Raw genomic sequence first — 19894 nt, forward strand, 5'->3', positions numbered from 1 at the left:
TTATGGCGTTCAGGGTGCCTATTGTAAATCCTATAACATTCAAAATCTTATGACATTGATGTGTTGGCTGAAGTAAAGCGCCAATAAAATGGTGCAACGCAATATAAAGTGGTTGTGAAACGAACCTATATTAAATCATATTGCCTAAATTAGAATATCTGTCAGGCTATGTCTAAGATAACATAAAATAAACTGAGGAAATAGCTATGAAGGACACCCTGATTTCGTTGGGGCTTATTAGCCTCATGATCACGCTATTCATCATTACAGTTTTGTCTTCGGGACACGGCACAATCAGCCTGAATGAAGCTGTGCCGATTATCGCCGCGCTTTTGATGATTGCCGCCATTATCAGCAGCCACAAAGCCAACAAGCACTAAAGGCAGCGCCTCCCGTTTCAGAAATAAAAAGACCGCCTGCCAGTAACGGCAGGCGGCTTAAGTTGTGCCGGTTCGCACTTAAGGGGGAGGAGGAGAGGAACCGACAATCAGAAAAAGAAAGGGCGGCAAGAGAAGAAACCCCTGACCGCCCCCTGAATTCCGGATTAACGGAATTTAGTTCTTGATGGTGAAACCAACGAAGAAGCGGCGACCGGAGTATCCTTCGTTGATCAGACGAACGTCGCCGGCGCTCAGGGCCTCGGTCTCTTCCGTCAGGTTCTTGCCTTCGGCGAACAGCGACAGATTCGGGGCGAAGGACGGACGATAGGTGACCTTGGTGTCCAGATAACCGGTGGCATCGGCGAATACCGGCTGACCGGACGTATCCGAAGCGCTCACCAGATACTCAGAGCGGTAGTTATAGGCCAGACGCGCGTTGATCGGGCCTTTGTCGTACCATAGGGTCAGGTTGTAGCTGTCCTGCGACAGGCCCGGATAGGGCAGGGGCGACCCGTCAAGCGCGCTGAACAGTTCGACATTGTCCGCTTTCTGGTAAGTGTAGTTGGCATCCACACCAAAGCCCGACCAGATACCCGGCAGGAAGGTGAAGGCAGTTTTCGCCGTCAGTTCCACACCCGAAATCTGAGCGCCTTCGCCGTTGATATAGGAGTTATAGTAGTAGCGCGTGCCATCACCGAACACGTCCTGAAGGCCCAGAGCCACGCGATCGCTGATGTAGAAGCTGGTGATATCCTTGAAGAAGAAGCCGCTGCTCAGCTGGGTGTCGCGGTTCGGATACCATTCGATGCTCAGGTCGTACTGATCGGCGCGGTAAGGCTTCAGGCCCGGATTGCCGGCGTTACAGCTATCGGGTTCATCGGCAGCACCATCATTGGTGAAGTCGATGGTGCAGTCGATATTCGGTTGCAGGAAGCCCAACTTCGGACGCGCCATCAGCTTGGCCCAGCCCGCACGAACATTGAGTTCGCTCGGGACGATCCAGGCGTTGATGTTGAAGCTTGGCAGATAGACGGTGTAGTCGTCCTTCATAGTCGTGAAGGTATTGCTGACGATGGCCGTCGTTCTGCCTGCATCCGTATCGTTCGGGTCATTCCACTGTGTCTCACGACGGATATGTTGACCGGAGGCCGTAACTTCAGTGGTCACGCGACGCAGGCCGAAGTTACCCGACACATCGTAGTTCCATGCCGGGAAGGCATAGTTGATGCGGATATACTGGGCGTCGGTTTTTTCCTGAATGTTGTAGGGGATTTGCTTGTAGGTATTGCCGTCACTGCCGACCGATTCAAACAGGCTGTCCAGATTGAAGCGGGAGGTGTCCAGATGCTGGGCAACTCCGTTGAAGGTCGGATAGAGCCAGTCGCTGGCGATCTGACCGCCGCCGAAGTAGAAGGTGGTCGGCAGAGGCTTAAGGGACTCATTGAACACGCTGTTGGCAAAGGCGCGTGACCAGTTTTCGGTCGAGTTCCAGTGGTCGGTATTGTAGGGCTGACCGTAGGTCGGGACCGTTTGATCAACAAGCTGACCATCGACTATGATGGCGGTCGAGTTGATCGAGTTGGCATAAACAACCGTGTTGTCATTTGGCGATGACAGATTGCTGCCCGGATCGACAATATAACCACCGTAGCCATAGCCGGAGCTAATAGTATCGGTGAAGCGAGCACCAAACTGGATACTATCGATAAAGTTCCAGTTGGTGTTGTGGGTGAAGTCGATCTTGTATTGATCTTCGCTATTAGCCGATTGAGACGGGCGATACTGGATTTGGAACTGACGAGCTGCACCGATATCGGCCGGACTATAGCCATCGGCGAAAGTGAAGGTCGGCGCATTGCCGTCACCAAGGGCTACGACCATGCCCGGCGTGTCGAAGCTGACGCTGACATTGTTAGTCTGGCTCAGGGTTTCGGTCTCGGCATTGGCACCGGTAAAGGCGATCTTCCAGCGGTCGCCATTATAGTTGAAGCCGTAAGAGATATATTCCGACGTGGCCTTGTAGTTGAAGTCACGCGAGGAAATGCTGAAGGCGCTGTTGCCGCCGCGACCGGAGGTTCCCAGACAATCACCAGCGGTCCATGACACCACATTGTGGTTGTCATCGACGACGACACCGGGAACGTTGACGGCAGTGCCATCACGACGGGTTGGTACGCCATTGACCACAATCAACTGATCATTGACAACGCGGGCACAGTTGTCGCCGGAATGGTTCAGACGGTCGAGGTTGGTGAAGCTGGTGCCGTAGTTGATGTCGTTCAGTTGCTGGTTGCGGCGGTTGTACTGATAGCTGGCCCAGACATCCATCTTGTCATTGATGCGGTACTGCGCCGTCAGTTCTGCTGAGGAGCGGTCGTCCTCACGTGTCCAGACGCGATAGCGTTGGTTGCGGCCATTATAGTCGAACCACTGGCTCAGGCATTGGTTGACGAAGGTGGTGGTCGCCAGGTCTTGCTCATCCGGTGATGTGGCCGCCCAGCAGTCCTCTTTGTTCTCGATGCTGGCAATCGCGTTGTTCATTTCCGCGCTGTAACCGGCATTGTAATATTCAACCGTTTTATCAGCAGAGCCGTCAAAGTCGGCCTGACGCGCCCAGGAGTGGTTATCGACATAGTCGCCGCGGGTGTTGACCTTATCAGAGGTCAGGTTGGCCATCAGGCCGAGACGTCCGTCAAGAAGCTGTGTCGCACCGAAAATGCTGGCGCGTGGGGTCCAGCCATCGAGCGTGTCGAGATTTTGCCATGAACCGGTGATCGAATAGGTGGGCTTGCGGAAATCAAGCGGGCGACGGGTCTGAACGCTGACCGTGCCGCCGACGCCGCCTTCGGTCATGTCAGCGGTAAAGCCCTTGAACACGTCGATCGACTTGACCAGTTCCGACGGCAGTTCGCGGAAGTCCTGACCCCGGCCGCCGCCGCCATAGACGTTGATGTTACCGGCGGTGGACATCAGGCTGACGCCATTGATTTCAACGCGGTTCAGGTCGGGCTCGACGCCACGTATAGACACCTGAGTACCTTCGCCCATGTCGCGTGCCAGCTGAACGCCGGTGATGCGGCCCAGCGCTTCACCTACGTTTTTGTCAGGGAACTGGCCGATATCTTCTGCGACGATGGAGTCGGCGATCGTGGCGTTACGCTTCTTGCGCTGCATGGCAGATTGCAGTGAGGCGCGGGTGCCGACAACGGTGACTTCGGTCACATCGCCAGCGTCGTCACTAGCAGGGGCAGCGTCCTGCGCAAAGGCGGGCACGGAAGCCGCCATAACGCCTACGGCAACAATGGCGGTTGAGCGGCGCAGATAATGCCGAAGGGTCGAGGTCGAAGGTTTCATTTTTACGCTCCTGAAGACTTGAAACCGCACGTCCCCCCAACGGACGGCCCAGCCGCTTTGGGTCTTGTCTTCAAAGATCGCGTGGAAACAGACGGTGACAAAGAAACGAAAGCTTCAATCTGTCCTGTCGGTGCGCTGTGCGAGGCACGGGCGCTGTTCCCTGTGTGCGACCTGAGCTGATCAGACCTTTATGCGGCTTGCTGGAAGTCGTCATTTACGATCATGAACGATCAGTCAATATCAATTTTCGACATAACAATAATATTTGATGATATTGAAAAATGTGTGACAATTTGGAACCATATATCGCCATATTCATGAGAAATTTCGACTTTAAATGGACAAAAATAGGTCAAATTACAAATAACTGCGATATTAGTAATGCGGTAATATGATGAATGACACTTAAATTATTTATAATTTTATATTATAATGAAATTATATCACTTATAAAAATCCTATACTTATAAATACATAAGTTATTTTCAATAAATACTATATTTTATTGATGAAAAGAACCGCCTTGTTGATTGATAATGACTATTTTCAAAATCACTAGAATAACGGGCACAAAAAACCCCGCTGGATTTACCAGCGGGGTTTTTCGGTTAAAGCGTCTGAGGCTATTTGGGCGTTTCCGCCGCCTTGGCCTTATAATAATTAGCCATGACGTCAAAAGCCAGTTTGCGGACGCCGGTTTCGGACACAAGGCCCTTACGGTTCCAGCCGTTCTGTATCACCGGATGCTCACGGCGCAGGGACTGGAAATCCTTAAGGATCCAGGGAGACATGCCACGCAGTTGAGGGATATTGTCAACCATTTTCAGGGTCTGGCGATAATATTCCGCCTGAAAATCCTCGGTATATTTGCCACGAATGCCATCGCCTTCGCGCAGCCCAGCCAGTGCATCGGCACCGAATTCGGATAGCACTACGGGCTTGCCTGCGGGAACTTCCCAGCGCAATGAGGGCAGTTCTTCGAGTGTATTGCTGCCGTACCAGCCGGCATAGGTATTGACGGCCATGACATCGAGTTTATCGACCAGTGGGTCATTGATAAAGATGGTGGTCTGGCCGTTTTCCGTGCGGCCTTCGACCAGAAGGGCGGCGCTGATCAGACGGCTCGGGTCAATGTCACGCACCGTATCGGCCAGAGCACTGTGGAAGGCATTGCGGCTGTCGGTTACGGGGGTTTCATTGCCAACGCTCCACATGATGACCGAGGCACGGTTGCGGTCGCGATAGATCATTTCAGCCAGCATGGTGCGTGCCTTAAGGAGCACATTGGGGTTTTCCCAGTCCACCGTCCAGTAAACCGGAATTTCGCTCCAGACCAGAAGTCCCAGTTCGTCGGCCATACGCACCGTGACATCTGAGTGCGGATAATGCGACAGGCGGACATAATTGCCGTTCATGCCGTATTTGATTTCGCTCAACAGCGCCCGTGACGCCTGTTCGGTCATGTTGCGTGCCGGATTAGGCCCGAACTCTTCTTCGTGCAGAGATACGCCGCGCAGGAAAATCGACTTGCCATTCAGAAGAATACGGTCACCGTCAACTTCGATCGTGCGTAAACCCACGCGGTCGTCAAGCCTGTCTGATGAGGTTGCAAAGCTGACGTCATAAAGGGTGGGAGTTTCCGGCGACCACTTCTTCAGATTGCGCGGGGCTTTGGCGTCAAAACGCGCATAGCCATTGGCATCAGTCGTCGCCGACAGTTTTACTGCCAGACCGGATACGGTTACGTTGACAGTCTGACCGGCGGCTTGGGGACCATCAAGTTTGGCGGTCCCTTTCAGGCGACCATCAGTGGTCAGCTCAATAACCGCGTCGTCAATATAGGTTTGCGGTGTGTAAATCAGGCGTACCGGACGGATGATGCCGCCATATATGTCCCAGTCGGTAATGCCGGTCGGAATGGTTTGCGGGCCATGTTCGGAATCGACCCCTACCGTCAGACGGTTTTCACCGGCGCGCAGCTTGTCGGTGACTTCAAAACTGAAAGGCGTATAGCCGCCCTCATGTTCACCGATCTTCTCACCATTGAGATAGACATGGGCATGATAGTTGACTGCCTCAAAACGCAGAAAAGCGCGCCCGCCCTTAAGATCCTTTGGGGTGAACTTACGCTGGAACCAGATCAGACCATCATAGTAGCGCAGTTCCGGTTCGGCCGCATTCCACGCACCGGGAATGGTCATGCGCGGACCGCGGTCCATGTCGAATTCAAAAAAATCGACACCGCCCTTGGCCTCTACCGCTGCGACATCAATATCGCGGTAGCGCTGCATGCGTGACTTTGCCACCCAGCCATTAATATCGGTCAGGCCGGTGCGGTAAAGGTCTTTGGAATAGGTCCACTGACCCGACAATTCATCATGTGAGCGGTCAATGGCGCCCGTCAACAGATGTTGCGGACGTAAGGTCTCTGCGGCCAGCGAGGGCGTGGCCATTATCAGGCCGAGCGCCATCGCTACCAGGGTGCGAAAGGGCTTCATAGGACAGTTTCCATTATGTCTGGTCAGTTGTCAGATAACTTAACCTTAGTAACGTCAAACCCTGAAAGTCGCAACCTGTAAATCAATATCAATCAATATTGAGCATAATTGGTGCCTAGACGACCTTTGAGTAACGCTCTCTGGCACCCGCCTGCGCATAGGCATCAAACGTACAGGCCACTGTGCGGATCAGCATGGGATAGGGGGAATGAAACTGAATCCTACGTCCTTCAACCGTGACCATACCGGCCTCCACATAGGGTCTAAGCGCGGTAATATCATCATCAAGATAGTCTTCGGCATAGTCATATTGGCTGAGCAGGGCAGGGATATCGGCTTTGAAATAGCACATCAGGTCGCTGATGACCGCCTTGCGCAGCTTATCGTCGCCGCCATAGACCCAACCATTACGGGATGCCAATTGGCCTTTGGCAAGCGTATTCTGATAGGTGGTGGCCTGAGGAATGTTCTGGACGATGCCCTCATCCAGTTCGCTGATCGAGGACGCCCCCAGCGCGATCAGGCGGTCATTGGGCATGTCGGTATAGCCCATGAAATTGCGCCGCAAGGTGCCGCCTTTGAGCGCACGGCTTAGGCCGTCGTCGGGTTTGGCAAAATGATCAATACCTATGGCATCATAGCCCTGAGCGATAAGGGTCTCTGTAATGAGCCGCGCGAAACCGGCCTTGTCATCAATCGAAGGCAGGGTGGCTTCGTCAATCAGGGTCTGGTGCTTTTTGAACCACGGCACATGGGCGTAGGAAAAGACACTGACCCGCGACGCCCTCAGGCTTTGGACCTCTTTCAGGGTTTTTTCAATGCTGCTGGCGGTTTGCAACGGCAGGCCGTAGATCAGGTCGATCCCCAGAGCCTCAAGGCCATAGCTGCGCAACAGATCAACCGAAGCCCGGATAAGCTCAATCGGCTGGACGCGGTTGATCGCGCGCTGCACCTCAATCTGGGTGTCCTGCACCCCCAGACTGATGCGGTTGAACCCAAGGGCCGCATAGGCTGAGGCTTTCGCGGCGGTGACGCGGCGTGGATCAAGTTCGATAGAGACTTCAGCGTTAGTGGTCAGATCGAAGTAACGATGCAGCGCTTCAAACAAACGCCCCATATCGACGGGCTCAAGAATCCCCGGAGAGCCGCCGCCGAAATGCAGGCTGTGAACTTTGGGCCGGTGCTTCAGCTTTGATCCGACAAGCTCAACCTCGGCAATCAGGTGATCGACATAGGGCTGAAGCGGCGCATAGCGACGCGTGATCTGGGTATTACAGCCGCAGAAATAGCACATCTGCTCACAGAACGGCACATGGACATAAAGGCCGATGCTTTTCTCAGGCGTCAGATTGCCGAGCCATTGCCCATAAAGATCAGCCGTCAGTGCCGTAAAGTGATGGGCGGAGGGATAGCTGGTGTAACGCGGGGCTTCCTGACCCAGATATTTCAGCGCGTCATGTTCTTGCCATGAGCGTTGCGCTGCATGACGGTTTGGCAGGGGGGTAATCTCGCCCATGAGGTGCAGCCTTTCCAACAGAAGTGCACCCTTTTACACCCCCTGAGCCCTCATGATTATGTGTCCAAAGGTCGCGCCGCTATTGGACCGCAACAGGTGCGAAGCGGGCAGGTCGGAAAAAGACTTTACGTCCGGTAGCGGCCCTTTTATCCTGCAGGCGCTGTTTTAATTTTGTTTGTCTCAAAAGACCATCACCTTGCCTCTCATAGAGCTTAAAAACGTCCGCAAGCATTTCACTGTCAAAGGCGGCGCACAGACCGCGCTTGACGGAGTCAGCCTTGGGATAGAACGTGGTGAAATCTTTGGCATTATCGGCCCGTCGGGGTCAGGTAAATCAACCCTGATCCGGCTGATCAATCGCCTTGAAGCCCCAAGTGAGGGTGTGGTCGCGGTGGATGGTATCGATCTGGCGACACTCGGACGGCCGCAATTGTCAGCCCTGAGGCATCGTCTGGGGATGATTTTTCAGCAGTTTGGCCTGTTGTCGTCGAAAACGGCACGTCAGAACGTGACCTTTGCTCTTGAACTGGCCGGACAGGGAACGGTGCAGACGCGGCGGACATTGGCGGATGAATGGCTGGCGCGTGTGGGTCTGAGCGATCATGCCGATAAATATCCGGCGCAGCTTTCCGGCGGTCAGAAACAACGCGTGGCCATCGCCCGCGCCCTGATCAACCGGCCGGACGTTTTGTTATGTGATGAGGCGACCAGCGCGCTTGATCCGCAATCGACCCAGGGCATTCTTGATCTGATCCTTGAGCTTAATCGCGATCTGGGCCTGACGGTGGTGGTGGTGACGCACGAAATGGAGGTGGTGCGTCAGGTCTGTGACCGGGTGGCGGTGCTGGAAAAGGGCCATGTGATCGAGACGGGTGAGGTGGCGCAGGTGCTTCTGTCGCCCCGGAGTGCGGCAGCACAAGCCCTTGCCGATGCGCTTAATCCGCCGCCAGCTGACAAGGACGGACTGGTGCGTCTGACTTGGAGTGGCGATGATCCACTGGGGGATGCGATGATGGACATTGCGGCGCGGGTGCGTTTGCAATCCGGTCAATTGTCCGCGCTGAAAAGCGGCCCGTTTGGCGATGTCTGGGTAAAAATCGAGGGGCCTGACAGACCCGTAGCCATTGAGCGCCTCAGGGCGTCGGGCGTTCAGGTGCGGGGGGCATCATGAGCGTGCTGTCAGGCTTCTTTGTCAATATAGACACCTCTGAGATCATGCGGGCTTCATGGGAGACCCTAGGCATGGTGGCCGGGTCTTTGAGCCTCAGCATACTGATCGGCCTGCCGGTCGGGGTATGGCTGTCGGTTACCGGACGCTCCGGCCTGTCGCCCAATGCGGCGGTCTATGGGATTTTGAGTTTTGTCGTTAATGTGATGCGCTCGATCCCGTTTGTCATTCTGTTTATCCTGCTTATTCCGATGACCATCGCCATGGTGGGCACGTCGCTGGGGGTGCGTGGTGCGATCCCGCCGCTGGTGCTGGGAGCCGCGCCGTTCTTCGCCCGTCTGGTCGAAAGCGCCCTGCGAGAGGTTGACCGTTCGGTGATTGAGGCGACCCAGGCTCTGGGGGCTACACGGCGTCAGATCATTGTGCGCGCCATGCTGCCCGAAGCCCTGCCGTCGCTGATTGCGGCAGCTACCGTGACAGCGATTGCGCTGGTCTCCTATACGGCGATGGCCGGTGTAGTCGGGGCGGGCGGGCTTGGGGATCTGGCAGTGCGCTATGGTTATCAGCGTTTCCAGACGGATGTTATGCTGGTGACAGTAGTTTTGATTATTGTACTGGTGCAGGTCTTACAGATGATCGGCGACGCGCTGGTGGCGCGTTTCTCACGTAAATAGAGGAGATGGCTATGCTTTCACGTCGGTTGGTGCTGATGACAGGTTTGGGCGCGGCGCTGGTGGGCTGTGCGCGGTCGGAGCGCGATGACAAGACCCTGACGGTGGCGGCGACGGCCATTCCTCATGCCGAGATATTACAACAGATTGTGCCTGATCTGGCGGCGCAGGGCATCACGCTTGAGGTTAAAATCTTCAACGATTACGTCCAGCCGAACCTTCAGGTGGATCAGGGCCTGATCGATGCCAATTTCTTCCAGCACCTGCCTTATCTTGAGAGCTTTAACCGTGATCGTGGTACGAAGCTGAAGGCGCTGCAGGGGATTCATATTGAACCTTTTGGAGGCTATTCGCGCAAAGTAACAGCCCTGGCTGATCTCAGGGAGGGGGCGGTGATTGCCATCCCCAACGACCCGTCAAATGGGGGGCGGGCGCTTATATTGCTGCACCGTTCTGGCCTGATTACGCTTAAGGATGCGGGTAATATCAATGCCACGCCAAAGGACATCATCGATAACCCGAAAGGCTTTGTCATTCGTGAGCTGGAGTCGCCCTCACTGCCGCGTGTGCTGGGAGAGGTTGATATGGCCCTGATCAACACCAACTATGCGCTTGATTCCGGCCTTGATCCGCAAAAAGATGCCCTGATTATCGAGCGGTCAGACAGCCCCTATGTCAACTATTTGGTGGTGCGAGAAGACCGCGCTGATGATGCGCCCATTAAGGCGCTGGCGGCGGCGCTGACGACACATAAGATCAGGGATTTTATTGCGGAAAAATATAAGGGTGCAGTTATTCCGGCTTTTAGAGCTTAGCTGTGGTTGTGGCCTGTTCCCGAGCCAGATAGGCGGCGATGTCCGTCTCAGGCATAGGACGGCTGAACAGATACCCTTGCAGGTTTACCGCACCTGCCGCTTCGAGCTGGAGCCGTTCAGTTTCGGTTTCAACGCCTTCGATGACATGTTCCATGTCGAGGTTGTCTGCCAGTTCGATCATCGATTTGATGATTTTCATGGCGCGGTCATTGCGCCCGAGTTCGAGAACAAATGAGCGGTCGATCTTGACCGTATCGACCTTGACGCGGTTGATGTGGCTGAAATTGGTGTAGCCGGAACCAAAATCATCAAGCGCGATACGGCAACCCATATCCGACAGGCGCTTAATGCCGTTTTCGGCCTGTGAGAAATCGGTGATCATGGCGGTCTCGGTGATCTCAAATTCGATGCGTGATGAAGGAAACCCCGAGGCGTGAACCACATCGACTATGCGGCTGACGGCGGCGGGCGAGAGAATATCACGGGCGGACAGGTTAAAGGCCAGCCGGATATCGGTGGGCCAGTCCTGCGCTACCTGTAGTGCCTTTTCCAGCAAGATGGGGGTCAGGCCGGTAATCAACCCCGACCGCTCGGCGGCACGGATGAACATGTCCGGTGGTACTACGCCCAGACGGTCGCTATGCCAGCGGGCCAGCGCTTCAAAGGCGACGGTTTTGCCCTTGATAATATCGTATTGCGGCTGAAAGGCGAGGGTAAGCTCCTTCTGTCCATCCATGGCGCGCAGGGCCTGCTCAACGGCCTTGGTGGCACGGATCAGGTCTTCATGCGTGCGGTCAAACAATACGGCTATGCCGCGACCACGTTCCTTGGCTTCATAGAGGGCATAGTCGGCGCGCTCAAGCAGGCGCGAGGCGGTAACCTCCATGTCCATGGCGCGAAAAGTTGACCCGAGTGAGGCAGAGAGATGCGCCATTTCGTTTTCAAGCTGATAGGGACGGGACAGAACGGCAACTATAGCGTCGGCACAGACCTGCCAATCGGCGCTGTTTTGCGGCTTATACAGGATAATGGCAAATTCATCGCCCCCAAGACGTGAAATGAAGGCGGTATCGCCACAGGTTTGCCTCAGCCTTTCGGCGACCTGCGTCAGAACCGTGTCACCGGCGGCGTGGCCGTAAATGTCGTTGATCGGCTTAAAGCCATCAAGATCAACCAGTCCCAGGAAAAAAGACTGCGGCTGTGCCAGATGAGTGCTGACCTCCGTAAGAAAAGCACGCCGGTTGGCCAGACCCGTCAGGGAGTCATAGGTCGCCAGTGTAAGCGCCTGATCGCGGTGGAGATCTGCGGCGATTTTGGCATGCAGAGCTTTTAACATGGTCGAGCGAATTATCGTCGATAAGGCTATGCCGACAACTGACCCGCAAAAGGCCACCCAGACGCAGTCGAGAAAGCTTGCACGATCGAAATGCCAGGCGGCACTCAGGAAGCCGCTGATGGTGATCAGCGAGGCGATCAGGGATACCTTGAGGCGTACAGCCGTGAGGGCAAGGGCAGGTAATAACAGCAGCAGGTACATCAGCTTGATGGGCCGATATTCCATGAAGATATCCAGAATACCGTTGAATACCAAAAGTGTGCTGCAAATATAGCCTGTCAGCTCAAGGCGGAACATCGACGCTTTCTGCCGGTTATAGAGCCAGAATCCGATCAGGGTCAGAAGCGTGAAAAGCGATAAGGCGGGAATGTAACCGGGATCACCCGCGACGCGGTAAAACAGCGTGTTGACGGTAAAAAATGCAATAGCAAACAGAAGGAACCGGTTAAAGTTAGCCCGCAATATAAGGGACAGGTCGTGTTCTGCCGACGGCTCAGGCGTATCCGAAGCGAGAATATTGGCTAAGCTGACTTTTAACATGACCAGAGAAGGCCTTCTTACGCTACTGGGATGCGGCCTATACGGCGGGTGGGCAGATTTTATACAAGCGAATAATAACATTTACCTAAGGCATTCGAAGCCAGCCCTATGGTGGTACAGCTTCTGATATGACAATTTTATTCGGGCGGCGCTAACATCGTAAAAATATACCTTATGGGTTTGCAAAGGCGGGCCATACGATGTTGGAGAGCTATGACATAGTGCTGCGCCTTCTCGCGGCGACAGCCATTGGCATGATAATAGGCCTTGATCGAGACGCGCGGGCGCGACCAGCAGGGATGAGAACCATGGGGCTTGTGGCGCTGGGGGCGGCGATGATTTCTGTCACGGCGACACACGTGACCTTGTTGCAGAATGAGCCGGACGCCACCAGCCGCACAATACAGGGCGTTATACAGGGCGTTATGGCCGGTATCGGATTTCTGGGGGCCGGGGCGCTTCTGAAGCATGAGGCCACTTCCGAGATTTCGGGCATGACAACAGCGGCGGCCATATGGGCGACGGCGGCCTTGGGTATTACCGCCGGTCTGGCCCTGTGGTCGGTTTTCTTTACCGGTGCAGCGGTCACCCTGCTGTTGCTGGTGCTTGCCCATCCCATTGAAATACGTGTGGAGCGATGGGGCGAAAAACGCAAAAAACAACTGCCGGAGCCTTCGGAAGCTGAGGATCGGTGAGGGCTCCGGTCTTTGAGCGAGAAGTGGCTTCAGGCGTCTGTCATGACGGGGTTATCAGGCGCTACATAGGGAGAGTGGTGACTTAGAAATGCCCTGTGATCCGGCATCTGCACGGCCGTATTTGAAATAATCGCCCGCATACGTGTCAGACGTGAACGCAGATCAGATCCGCAAAATTCCTGTTATTCGTAAAAAAAGGCGTGCACCTGAGGTGCACGCCTGAGTCGGCTCCATATAGTCAGACTGACGAGGGAGGTCAGCATAACGGAAGCCATCAGAAGGGTGGTCGGCGCAAGGGATGATGCACCGACCGGGGAGGAACTAGAACTTCAGGCGTACACCCAGCTGTATGCGGCGGTCGTAACGGAACCAGCCGGCAGGCATGTATTTCATCTCCTGATCAGGGTTAGCTTCGGTTGGCCCCTTTACCTGCTGACGGATACGGATTTCCGTCGCCAGAAGGTTACTGGCCTGAAGGTTAATCTCAAGATTATCGGTCAGGGCATAGCGCATGGAGGCATCAAGGAAGCCTTCGTCCTCGTTCCAAACATGGAAGCGGACACAGCAGTCATTGACGGAACTGATATATTTGGAGCGCCAGTTGTAGGCCAGACGGCTGCCGAACTTGCCCTTTTCATACATCAGGATGAAATTGTAGGAATGATCCGACAGATTTTCCAGTTGAGCAGGCGTGATATTGCCTTCCAGTGCCGAAGCGGCCACCGCATCCCCGCCATCCGTATCAACCACCAGATTGGCATTTTTGATGCCGGAATTATGCAGCATCGTATAGTTGGCCTGCACACCCAGACCGTCCCAAGGTGCGGGCAGGAAGGTAAAGTAGCGCTGATAGGACATTTCCCAGCCCTTGATCGCCGCGCCATCTCCATTGACCGGGCCGCGAATGACCACGTCACGGGTTACACCATTATTGGTGATCGGCACCGTGAAGACACCATTCTGGATGTAGTCGTGGAACTTTTTGTAGAACAGGGTGAAGGTGAATGATCCTGCACTATCGAAATAGTTTTCAACCGACAGGTCGAACTGGTCAGCGGTGACCGGCTTAAGGCGCGGATTGCCGGTATTACCGGTGTAACCATATTTATAGCCAACCGGATTACCGGCACCGTCCAGAATGATATTCGGATTGCCGACGCGGATTTCACTCTGTGGTACAAACGAACGGTTCATGGTTACAAAGTTACGCAGCAAACCGATATCCGGCTTGGACATGGCGCGGGAAGCAGCAAAACGCACCAGCCACTCATCAGTCAGATCAATCTTCACGTTGAAGCTTGGCAGGGTGTTTTTATGCTTGGTTGTCACCGTAGACGGTGTGCTGCCTCCACTGGAGAAGGCCTGATCGTCCAGTGAACCCGCGGCCAGGCAACCGGGCGAGATGGCGTACTGATCGGGATCAAGATTGTCTATGACGTCCTGAGGCAAGGGATTGCAAACCAGTTGGCCATCCGTGAATTCATTTGCGTAATTCAAGGCCCCGGCAGATTGAATGGTGGTCTCGACATAACGCACGCCGATATTACCCGATACTGGGAAGCGGTCAAAAATCATCGCGTCCGGCCCGCCGAACTTCAGCATGATATAGGCGGCATTGCTCTTTTCTTCGACATTGAGCATCTCGCCCTGCCTGAAGCAGCTATTTACGACTTCATCGGGACGTTCACAGATCGGATACCAGGCCGTAGAGGCTGTACCGCCTTCATCCGTCTGACCACGTACACTGAAGCGCTTGGCCATTTCCTCACGGTTGGCAAGAATATCGCGCTTCATGAACACGAATTCATCCTGACCGATCAGGCCATCGAGCAGCTTGCCACCAAACTTGCGATTTTCGTAGAAACCCTGCTCATAGCCCTGGAAGCGGATGCTGCCATCGTCATTATAGGTCGGGCCGGAATCGACGAACCAGGCGTCAGCCGGATTGACGCCCCAGTCCGAGGCGACGCTGGCCCAGTTATAGACCGACCAGCCGTGATCCTGTTGACGCTTGGCCGAACGCACACCGGCGCGCAATTCCGAGAGCCAAGTATTGTCGAAGCTGTAGGCAGCGTCAAAGCGGGCCGCGGTCGATTCGCCGCGTGAGACGGTCATGTGATCCATGGCCGATTCAGGATTATAGTTACGGTAATCAGCCAGCGGATTTTCGCCAATGACATTATAACCGCTGGGGTAGCTGAAGCCTACGGTGGGGCGCTTGCCGCTCAGATTGAGATCGACATCCGTATAGGTGCCGAGTTCAAAAGTAATGTCGTATTTGTCGGTCGAAGCCTTAACGTGCTGAAGGTCGAAATTGAAGCTCAGGCGGTCGGTCGGGCGCCATACAAAGTTAAAGGCCACATCATCAATCGTGCGCACTTCTTCGCTGTGGCGGCTGACCGTATTCAGGAACGTGCCGCCCCGGCAGGGCAGGCCTCCGTTGACATAGGTAACGCAAGGCTCAATGACCGGGAGGTTAAAGCCATGCTTGGCATATGTGCCGTACTGATCGGTTGAGCCGGGGATCATGGTGCCTGTATCCCAGTCCACCAGTCCGTAGCCCCAGTCGCCTTTGGAACGGGTGATGACGCCGCGTTGGAACAGGCCGTTTTCGTCGAAGGTGTAAGGCGTGCCGCCGGTTGGCGGGGCGATGAGATAAGGGTTATCCCATATGGTCGAATGGTTTGTGGAGGCCGGATCAACCCACATCCAGTAATTGATCAGCTGGTCTTCGGTCCACAGGTTATCGTATTTGGCGTGATTATATTGCAGCGTTGCCTTCATGTTACGGTCAGGGCTCTGCCATTGGGCGGCAAGACCGGCACCGGTACGCTTACGCTCATAAAGCGTGTCATTATAGGCGAGCCCTGAGGGGATATAGTTTTCCTGATCTGTATAGGTGCCGGGGGCAAAGACCACCATGCGTGGCAGAGTGACAGCTTCGGAATTGGTTTCAACGACCGAATAGGCGGCGTTGACCAGAAGGCCGAACTCACCCATTTCGGTGTCCCAGCGGTCGCTGTGCAGGCCGGAGACATTAGGTGTCGTCTTCTTCGACATGTCGCCATAATTGGCTTCGATGGTGCCGCTTAAGGTGCGGCCACGTTGATCAAAAGGTACGCGGGTGCGCAGGTTGACGGTCCCCGCGATACCACCTTCAATCAGTTCGGCGGTCTGATTTTTATAGACGTCAACGCCGGACATAAGCTCAGGCGATACGTCGGACCATGACAGGCCGTAACCTGAGGTCGCCGAGAACATATCGCGTCCGTTAAATTCCGAGCGCACCTGTAGCAGGCCGCGCACGACGACGCCTGAGGGTTCAGCGGAATAGTGCATCACATCATCGCGTGCTGCTGAGCGGATGACCGTCACCCCCGGTACGCGCTGAAGCGCTTCGGCGACGGATTTATCCGGGAAGGCGCCGATATCGGTAGCGGTGATGGAATCAACGAAAGTATCGGAATTGCGCTTGATGGCCTGTGCGTTTTTCAGCGCCTGACGGGTGCCGGTGACGATGACTTCCGTAGTCTCCGCGTCGTCTGTGTTTGTGTCCTGGGCGGCGGCTGTCTGAACGGTGGCGATCTGACCTATCATCAGGGTGGCGGCCACGATCAGGGCGGTACGGGATACGCTGTTACTTGCCTCGGTTTTCATTTCTAGCCCCTATTTTTATATTTAATCACACGGACGCGACATCAGCATCCTTAGGTGAAGCCGTGGGCAGGGGGTCGCTGTGACCGCCTGTGTTCGGGAAGGTGGTGGTGAACCTAGGTGTCCGAGATACTGAACCGGCGGCAAATAGTGCTTTGGCATATAGTCTTATGTATCATAACCTAAACTCCTCACGAATTTATTCGGGCTTATCGCCTCTTTATGTTTCGATTTAGGTACATTTTTCTTTCCCTGTCTATATTATCTTTCGTTTTATATCTCAATCGAAACCAAAAAGAAACAAATATGACACATTATTCGTAACATTCTGTCAGATGAAACACGCGGAAAGGGTGGGAATATATGAATGGTTGAATTTTTGGGGCTGTCGGGCGATAAGCGGACATCAAAGCGAAAGATAAGTTTTCGGCTCTCGAAACCGCTTTATAAGGAAAGATGAGCGATATGGCGGAAGGATCCGTTCGGATTATGCGGGATACCTCAGAACGCAGGCGTCAGATCAGCGCCATGCTGAAGTCGCGCGGCAGCGTGCAGGTGATCGCTCTGTCGGAGCAGTTTGGCGTGTCGATGCAGACGATTCGCAAGGACCTGCATTACCTTGAGGAACACGGCATTGCCACGCGCGCCTATGGTGGGGCGATTTCATCCGAGGTTGTAACGGTCAATACCGAACCGGCGATTGAAACCAAGCGCGTGGAGCATACGGAAGAAAAGGAGCGGATCGGGCAATTGGCGGCTTCGCTGGTTAAGTCGGGCGAATCGATCATGCTCGATTCCGGCACGACCGCGCTTCAGATTGCCCGTTTCTTGCCTGATGATGAGGATATCACGGTCGTAACCAACGACTTTGATGTGTTGTCAGCTCTGACCCAGAAACGCAACCTGAAGATCATCATGCTGGGGGGCGAGTTGCGCCGCAAGAGCATGGCTTTTTACGGGGCGCAGACTGTGGCAGCGCTGGATGAGCTGTTGCTCGACAAACTGTTTTTGGGGGTCGATGGGTTTGATGTCGAGCGCGGCATCACCACCCACTATGAGCCGGAAGCGCAACTTAACCGCAAGATGGTTGAAACGGCGCGTCAGGTCATTGCGGTCACGGACTCATCGAAGTTCGGCAAGGTGTGCCTGAACCGGATTATCGACATCAGCGAACTGGATGTGCTGATCACCGATTCGGCAGCACCGGATTTCATCGATGACGCTGCCGAAAAGTTGAATATCAAGCTCTATAAGGCATAAAGCCAACAAACGTCTCGTCCCTGCCGTTAGCGATGGGGACGAGACGTGGGTGGGTTTATTTTTTCAGAGCCGCTTCAGCCCATGTCGTGATCAGAGGCATATCGCTCTGACGATTATCGGCACGGACCACCAGTTCGACAATCTTCACGCCGCTAATATTGGCGCTAAGCGGCTGTACGCTGGTGCCAAACCCTATGTCAGCGCTTTCAGCCAGCAATTTGCCATCACCATAGACAAGGAAGCGTACCTTATCGCCCGTATTAAGCGTCGAATCATCGACGCCAACATGGGCTTCGAAGCGGGTGTGGCCTTCGGTGTTGCGCACCTCAAGGCGGGAACCGGCCAAAATGCCTATGCCGGTGTCAAAGCGTTGTCCGGCTACCTGAAGGTTCTGGTCATAGGGTGTGGAATCAGCCTGCGCCCCGCCCCAGCCGGTATAGGCCGGACGCTCACCTGTGCCGCGCGTACCGCTCCACTGGCCGGTCATGCGATGAACTGCCGGATCGGGCATGGGCGCGGTGATCCCGTCTTCGGCAACATTGATCTGCCCCGGTATTTCCGACAGGAAGACGCCGTCATTCAGCCTGCGGGTGCCCTCAGTGGTGAAGATGCGGGTCTCATAAGGGGCCAGTGTAAAGGTGGTTTCACCGGTAAAGGAATGGGTGTCTTTTGACCACAGATCCTTAAGCTGTACGGGTTGGTCGCTGAGATATTTCAGATGCTCCGCCGTCAGATTGACCGTAATCGGCGCACCGGTGCGGTTAAACAGGACTGTGGCCTTCTGACCTGACGACAGGGACTTTACCAGAATCTGCACATCGTCGGTGGCATAGGCGATGACCGCCTGATGGCCGCCCTTGTCCTGATTGAGGGCAATGATGTCGGCATTGCCCCAGATGTCCATCAGGCTTTGCGGGGCGCTACGCAGGTCATAGCTGATGAGCAGCGGCGCATTGATCATCGCCCAAAGGGTAAAGTGCGCACGGGCCTGAACGAGGTGATTGGCATCAAACTCACCGTGGCCGATAAACAGAATATCGGGGTCGTTCCACGCACCGGCCTGAGCGTAAAGGGCACGCGTTGAGGCGCTGTCGAAATTGTGCAGCATACGTGTCCAGGTTGGCGTGATGTCACCACTGGTGCGCCACATATGACCGGTCTGCTTGCCCCATGTGCGCACATCGGCGGTGCCCCAGTTACACAGGGCCAGAATGTAGTCGCCATCCGGATTATGTTTGTCGAGCGCGTCCGCAACCTCATCATAAAGCCGGCGTACGCCGGTAATGTCAGTGCGCGAAATGGCGTTCTGATCGATCATTGGCTCAATGCCGTTATAGGCGTGGGTTTTCACCAGATCGCTGTTCGGGGCATAGACATTGATACCGCAGGCATCAACCTTGATGTAATCAAAGCCCCATTCGGCAAAATAAAGCGCAATATCCTGATCGACATGGCCGTATAGCCCGACCTCACGTTCGGCGGTTGTGCCTTCGGGCAGGTTGGGGGAATGCAGATCATAGGCCTGTGAGCAGGCATTGTGCCCGACATCGGTATAGATGCCGGCCTTTAGGCCCATGCCATGCAGCTTGTCAGTAAAGGGGCGGAAGCTGGTGCCCGCTGTGCCGCCGATCTTTGCGGACGGGAACAGGTTGGTGCGAATCTGCATGCGGTTGTCAGACTGACGCCGTTTCAGCCACCAGCCGTCATCGAGATTGACATAGACATAGCCCTTTGTGGCCAGTCCGCTGTCGACCAGCGCTTGCGCCGCGCCCATTACCTTGGCTTCGTCGATTTCTGTGCGAAAGGCGTTCCATGAGTTCCAGCCCATAGGTGGCGTCTGCGCCTGCTTACGTTGCGGTATGCTCCATGCGCCCGTAGGCTTGAGCGGGTCGGCGGCGCTGACTTCGGCATGGGCCATGACGGGTATGAACGTTGTCCCCAGCGGCAGGGTCAGGCTGAGGGTGGCCAGTACGGACAGGCGGGCAAGGCGTGATTTGACGGTCATGG

At 55.0% G+C, this 19894-nt stretch carries 12 protein-coding genes; 6 read left to right on the plus strand and 6 right to left on the minus strand.

The genetic code is table 11. The features are described 5' to 3' along the window. Window positions 1–206: 206 nt before the first annotated feature. A complete protein-coding gene (locus tag E5201_RS14810; protein ID WP_181404613.1) occupies window positions 207–380 on the plus strand; it encodes a hypothetical protein in 174 nt (57 codons plus the stop codon). A 174-nt stretch (window positions 381–554) separates the two neighbouring features. Here the strand turns inward: E5201_RS14810 and E5201_RS11365 are convergent, their stop codons facing one another. The 3 genes from E5201_RS11365 to hemN form a co-directional block, all read right to left on the minus strand. Next, the gene (locus E5201_RS11365) at window positions 555–3734 is read right to left on the minus strand and encodes a TonB-dependent receptor (RefSeq protein WP_140986222.1); all 3180 of its coding nucleotides are present in this window, start codon (window positions 3732–3734) and stop codon (window positions 555–557) included. A 623-nt stretch (window positions 3735–4357) separates the two neighbouring features. Further along, entirely contained in the window at window positions 4358–6232 is a 1875-nt protein-coding gene (locus E5201_RS11370; protein WP_140986223.1) for a glycoside hydrolase family 2 TIM barrel-domain containing protein, read from the minus strand. Window positions 6233–6347: 115 nt separating this feature from the next. After that, window positions 6348–7748 carry an oxygen-independent coproporphyrinogen III oxidase gene (gene hemN / locus E5201_RS11375; protein ID WP_140986224.1) on the minus strand — a complete coding sequence of 467 codons (1401 nt, stop codon included), beginning with the start codon at window positions 7746–7748 and terminating at the stop codon, window positions 6348–6350. Window positions 7749–7944: 196 nt separating this feature from the next. Here hemN and E5201_RS11380 point away from each other — a divergent pair, with 196 nt between their 5' ends. From E5201_RS11380 to E5201_RS11390, 3 genes are read left to right on the plus strand one after another with little or no spacing between them, the layout of a single operon-like run. Then, window positions 7945–8919 carry a methionine ABC transporter ATP-binding protein gene (locus E5201_RS11380; protein WP_140986225.1) on the plus strand — a complete coding sequence of 325 codons (975 nt, stop codon included), beginning with the start codon at window positions 7945–7947 and terminating at the stop codon, window positions 8917–8919. After that, window positions 8916–9590, plus strand: coding sequence for a methionine ABC transporter permease (locus E5201_RS11385; protein WP_140986226.1), 675 nt, complete (start codon window positions 8916–8918; stop codon window positions 9588–9590). Before E5201_RS11380 ends, E5201_RS11385 begins: the two co-directional genes overlap by 4 nt. An 11-nt stretch (window positions 9591–9601) precedes the next feature. Further along, entirely contained in the window at window positions 9602–10402 is an 801-nt protein-coding gene (locus E5201_RS11390) for a MetQ/NlpA family ABC transporter substrate-binding protein (protein ID WP_140986227.1), read from the plus strand. Here the strand turns inward: E5201_RS11390 and E5201_RS11395 are convergent. Further along, entirely contained in the window at window positions 10392–12278 is a 1887-nt protein-coding gene (locus E5201_RS11395; protein ID WP_181404614.1) for a putative bifunctional diguanylate cyclase/phosphodiesterase, read from the minus strand. The two genes, E5201_RS11390 and E5201_RS11395, sit on opposite strands and share 11 nt — an antisense overlap. Window positions 12279–12478: 200 nt before the next feature. On the opposite strand from E5201_RS11395, the gene E5201_RS11400 reads away from it, so the two are divergent. Next, complete coding sequence (locus tag E5201_RS11400; RefSeq protein ID WP_140986229.1) at window positions 12479–12973, plus strand: MgtC/SapB family protein; 495 nt, start codon at window positions 12479–12481, stop codon at window positions 12971–12973. Window positions 12974–13294: 321 nt separating this feature from the next. On the opposite strand, the gene E5201_RS11405 is transcribed toward E5201_RS11400, so the two are convergent. Further along, entirely contained in the window at window positions 13295–16630 is a 3336-nt protein-coding gene (locus E5201_RS11405; protein ID WP_140986230.1) for a TonB-dependent receptor, read from the minus strand. Window positions 16631–17116: 486 nt separating this feature from the next. Here E5201_RS11405 and agaR point away from each other — a divergent pair, with 486 nt between their 5' ends. Then, a complete protein-coding gene (gene agaR / locus E5201_RS11410; protein ID WP_246050642.1) occupies window positions 17117–17887 on the plus strand; it encodes a transcriptional repressor AgaR in 771 nt (256 codons plus the stop codon). Window positions 17888–17942: 55 nt separating this feature from the next. Here agaR and E5201_RS11415 read toward each other — a convergent pair whose 3' ends face one another. Beyond that, the gene (locus E5201_RS11415; protein ID WP_140986232.1) at window positions 17943–19892 is read right to left on the minus strand and encodes an NPCBM/NEW2 domain-containing protein; all 1950 of its coding nucleotides are present in this window, start codon (window positions 19890–19892) and stop codon (window positions 17943–17945) included. Window positions 19893–19894: the final 2 nt, after the last annotated feature.

The sequence above is a fragment of the Asticcacaulis tiandongensis genome (assembly GCF_006475605.1).
Taxonomy (GTDB): domain Bacteria; phylum Pseudomonadota; class Alphaproteobacteria; order Caulobacterales; family Caulobacteraceae; genus Asticcacaulis; species Asticcacaulis tiandongensis.

Excerpts from the sequence above, each read along its gene's own strand:
- E5201_RS11370 (WP_140986223.1), bottom strand. The coding sequence starts at position 6,232 with ATGAAGCCCTTTCGCACCCTGGTAGCGATGGCGCTCGGCCTGATAATG.
- E5201_RS11400 (WP_140986229.1), top strand. The coding sequence starts at position 12,479 with ATGTTGGAGAGCTATGACATAGTGCTGCGCCTTCTCGCGGCGACAGCC.
- E5201_RS11365 (WP_140986222.1), bottom strand. The coding sequence starts at position 3,734 with ATGAAACCTTCGACCTCGACCCTTCGGCATTATCTGCGCCGCTCAACC.
- E5201_RS11390 (WP_140986227.1), top strand. The coding sequence starts at position 9,602 with ATGCTTTCACGTCGGTTGGTGCTGATGACAGGTTTGGGCGCGGCGCTG.
- E5201_RS11415 (WP_140986232.1), bottom strand. The coding sequence starts at position 19,892 with ATGACCGTCAAATCACGCCTTGCCCGCCTGTCCGTACTGGCCACCCTC.
- E5201_RS11395 (WP_181404614.1), bottom strand. The coding sequence starts at position 12,278 with ATGTTAAAAGTCAGCTTAGCCAATATTCTCGCTTCGGATACGCCTGAG.
- E5201_RS11405 (WP_140986230.1), bottom strand. The coding sequence starts at position 16,630 with ATGAAAACCGAGGCAAGTAACAGCGTATCCCGTACCGCCCTGATCGTG.
- E5201_RS11385 (WP_140986226.1), top strand. The coding sequence starts at position 8,916 with ATGAGCGTGCTGTCAGGCTTCTTTGTCAATATAGACACCTCTGAGATC.
- agaR (WP_246050642.1), top strand. The coding sequence starts at position 17,117 with ATGCGGGATACCTCAGAACGCAGGCGTCAGATCAGCGCCATGCTGAAG.
- hemN (WP_140986224.1), bottom strand. The coding sequence starts at position 7,748 with ATGGGCGAGATTACCCCCCTGCCAAACCGTCATGCAGCGCAACGCTCA.
- E5201_RS14810 (WP_181404613.1), top strand. The coding sequence starts at position 207 with ATGAAGGACACCCTGATTTCGTTGGGGCTTATTAGCCTCATGATCACG.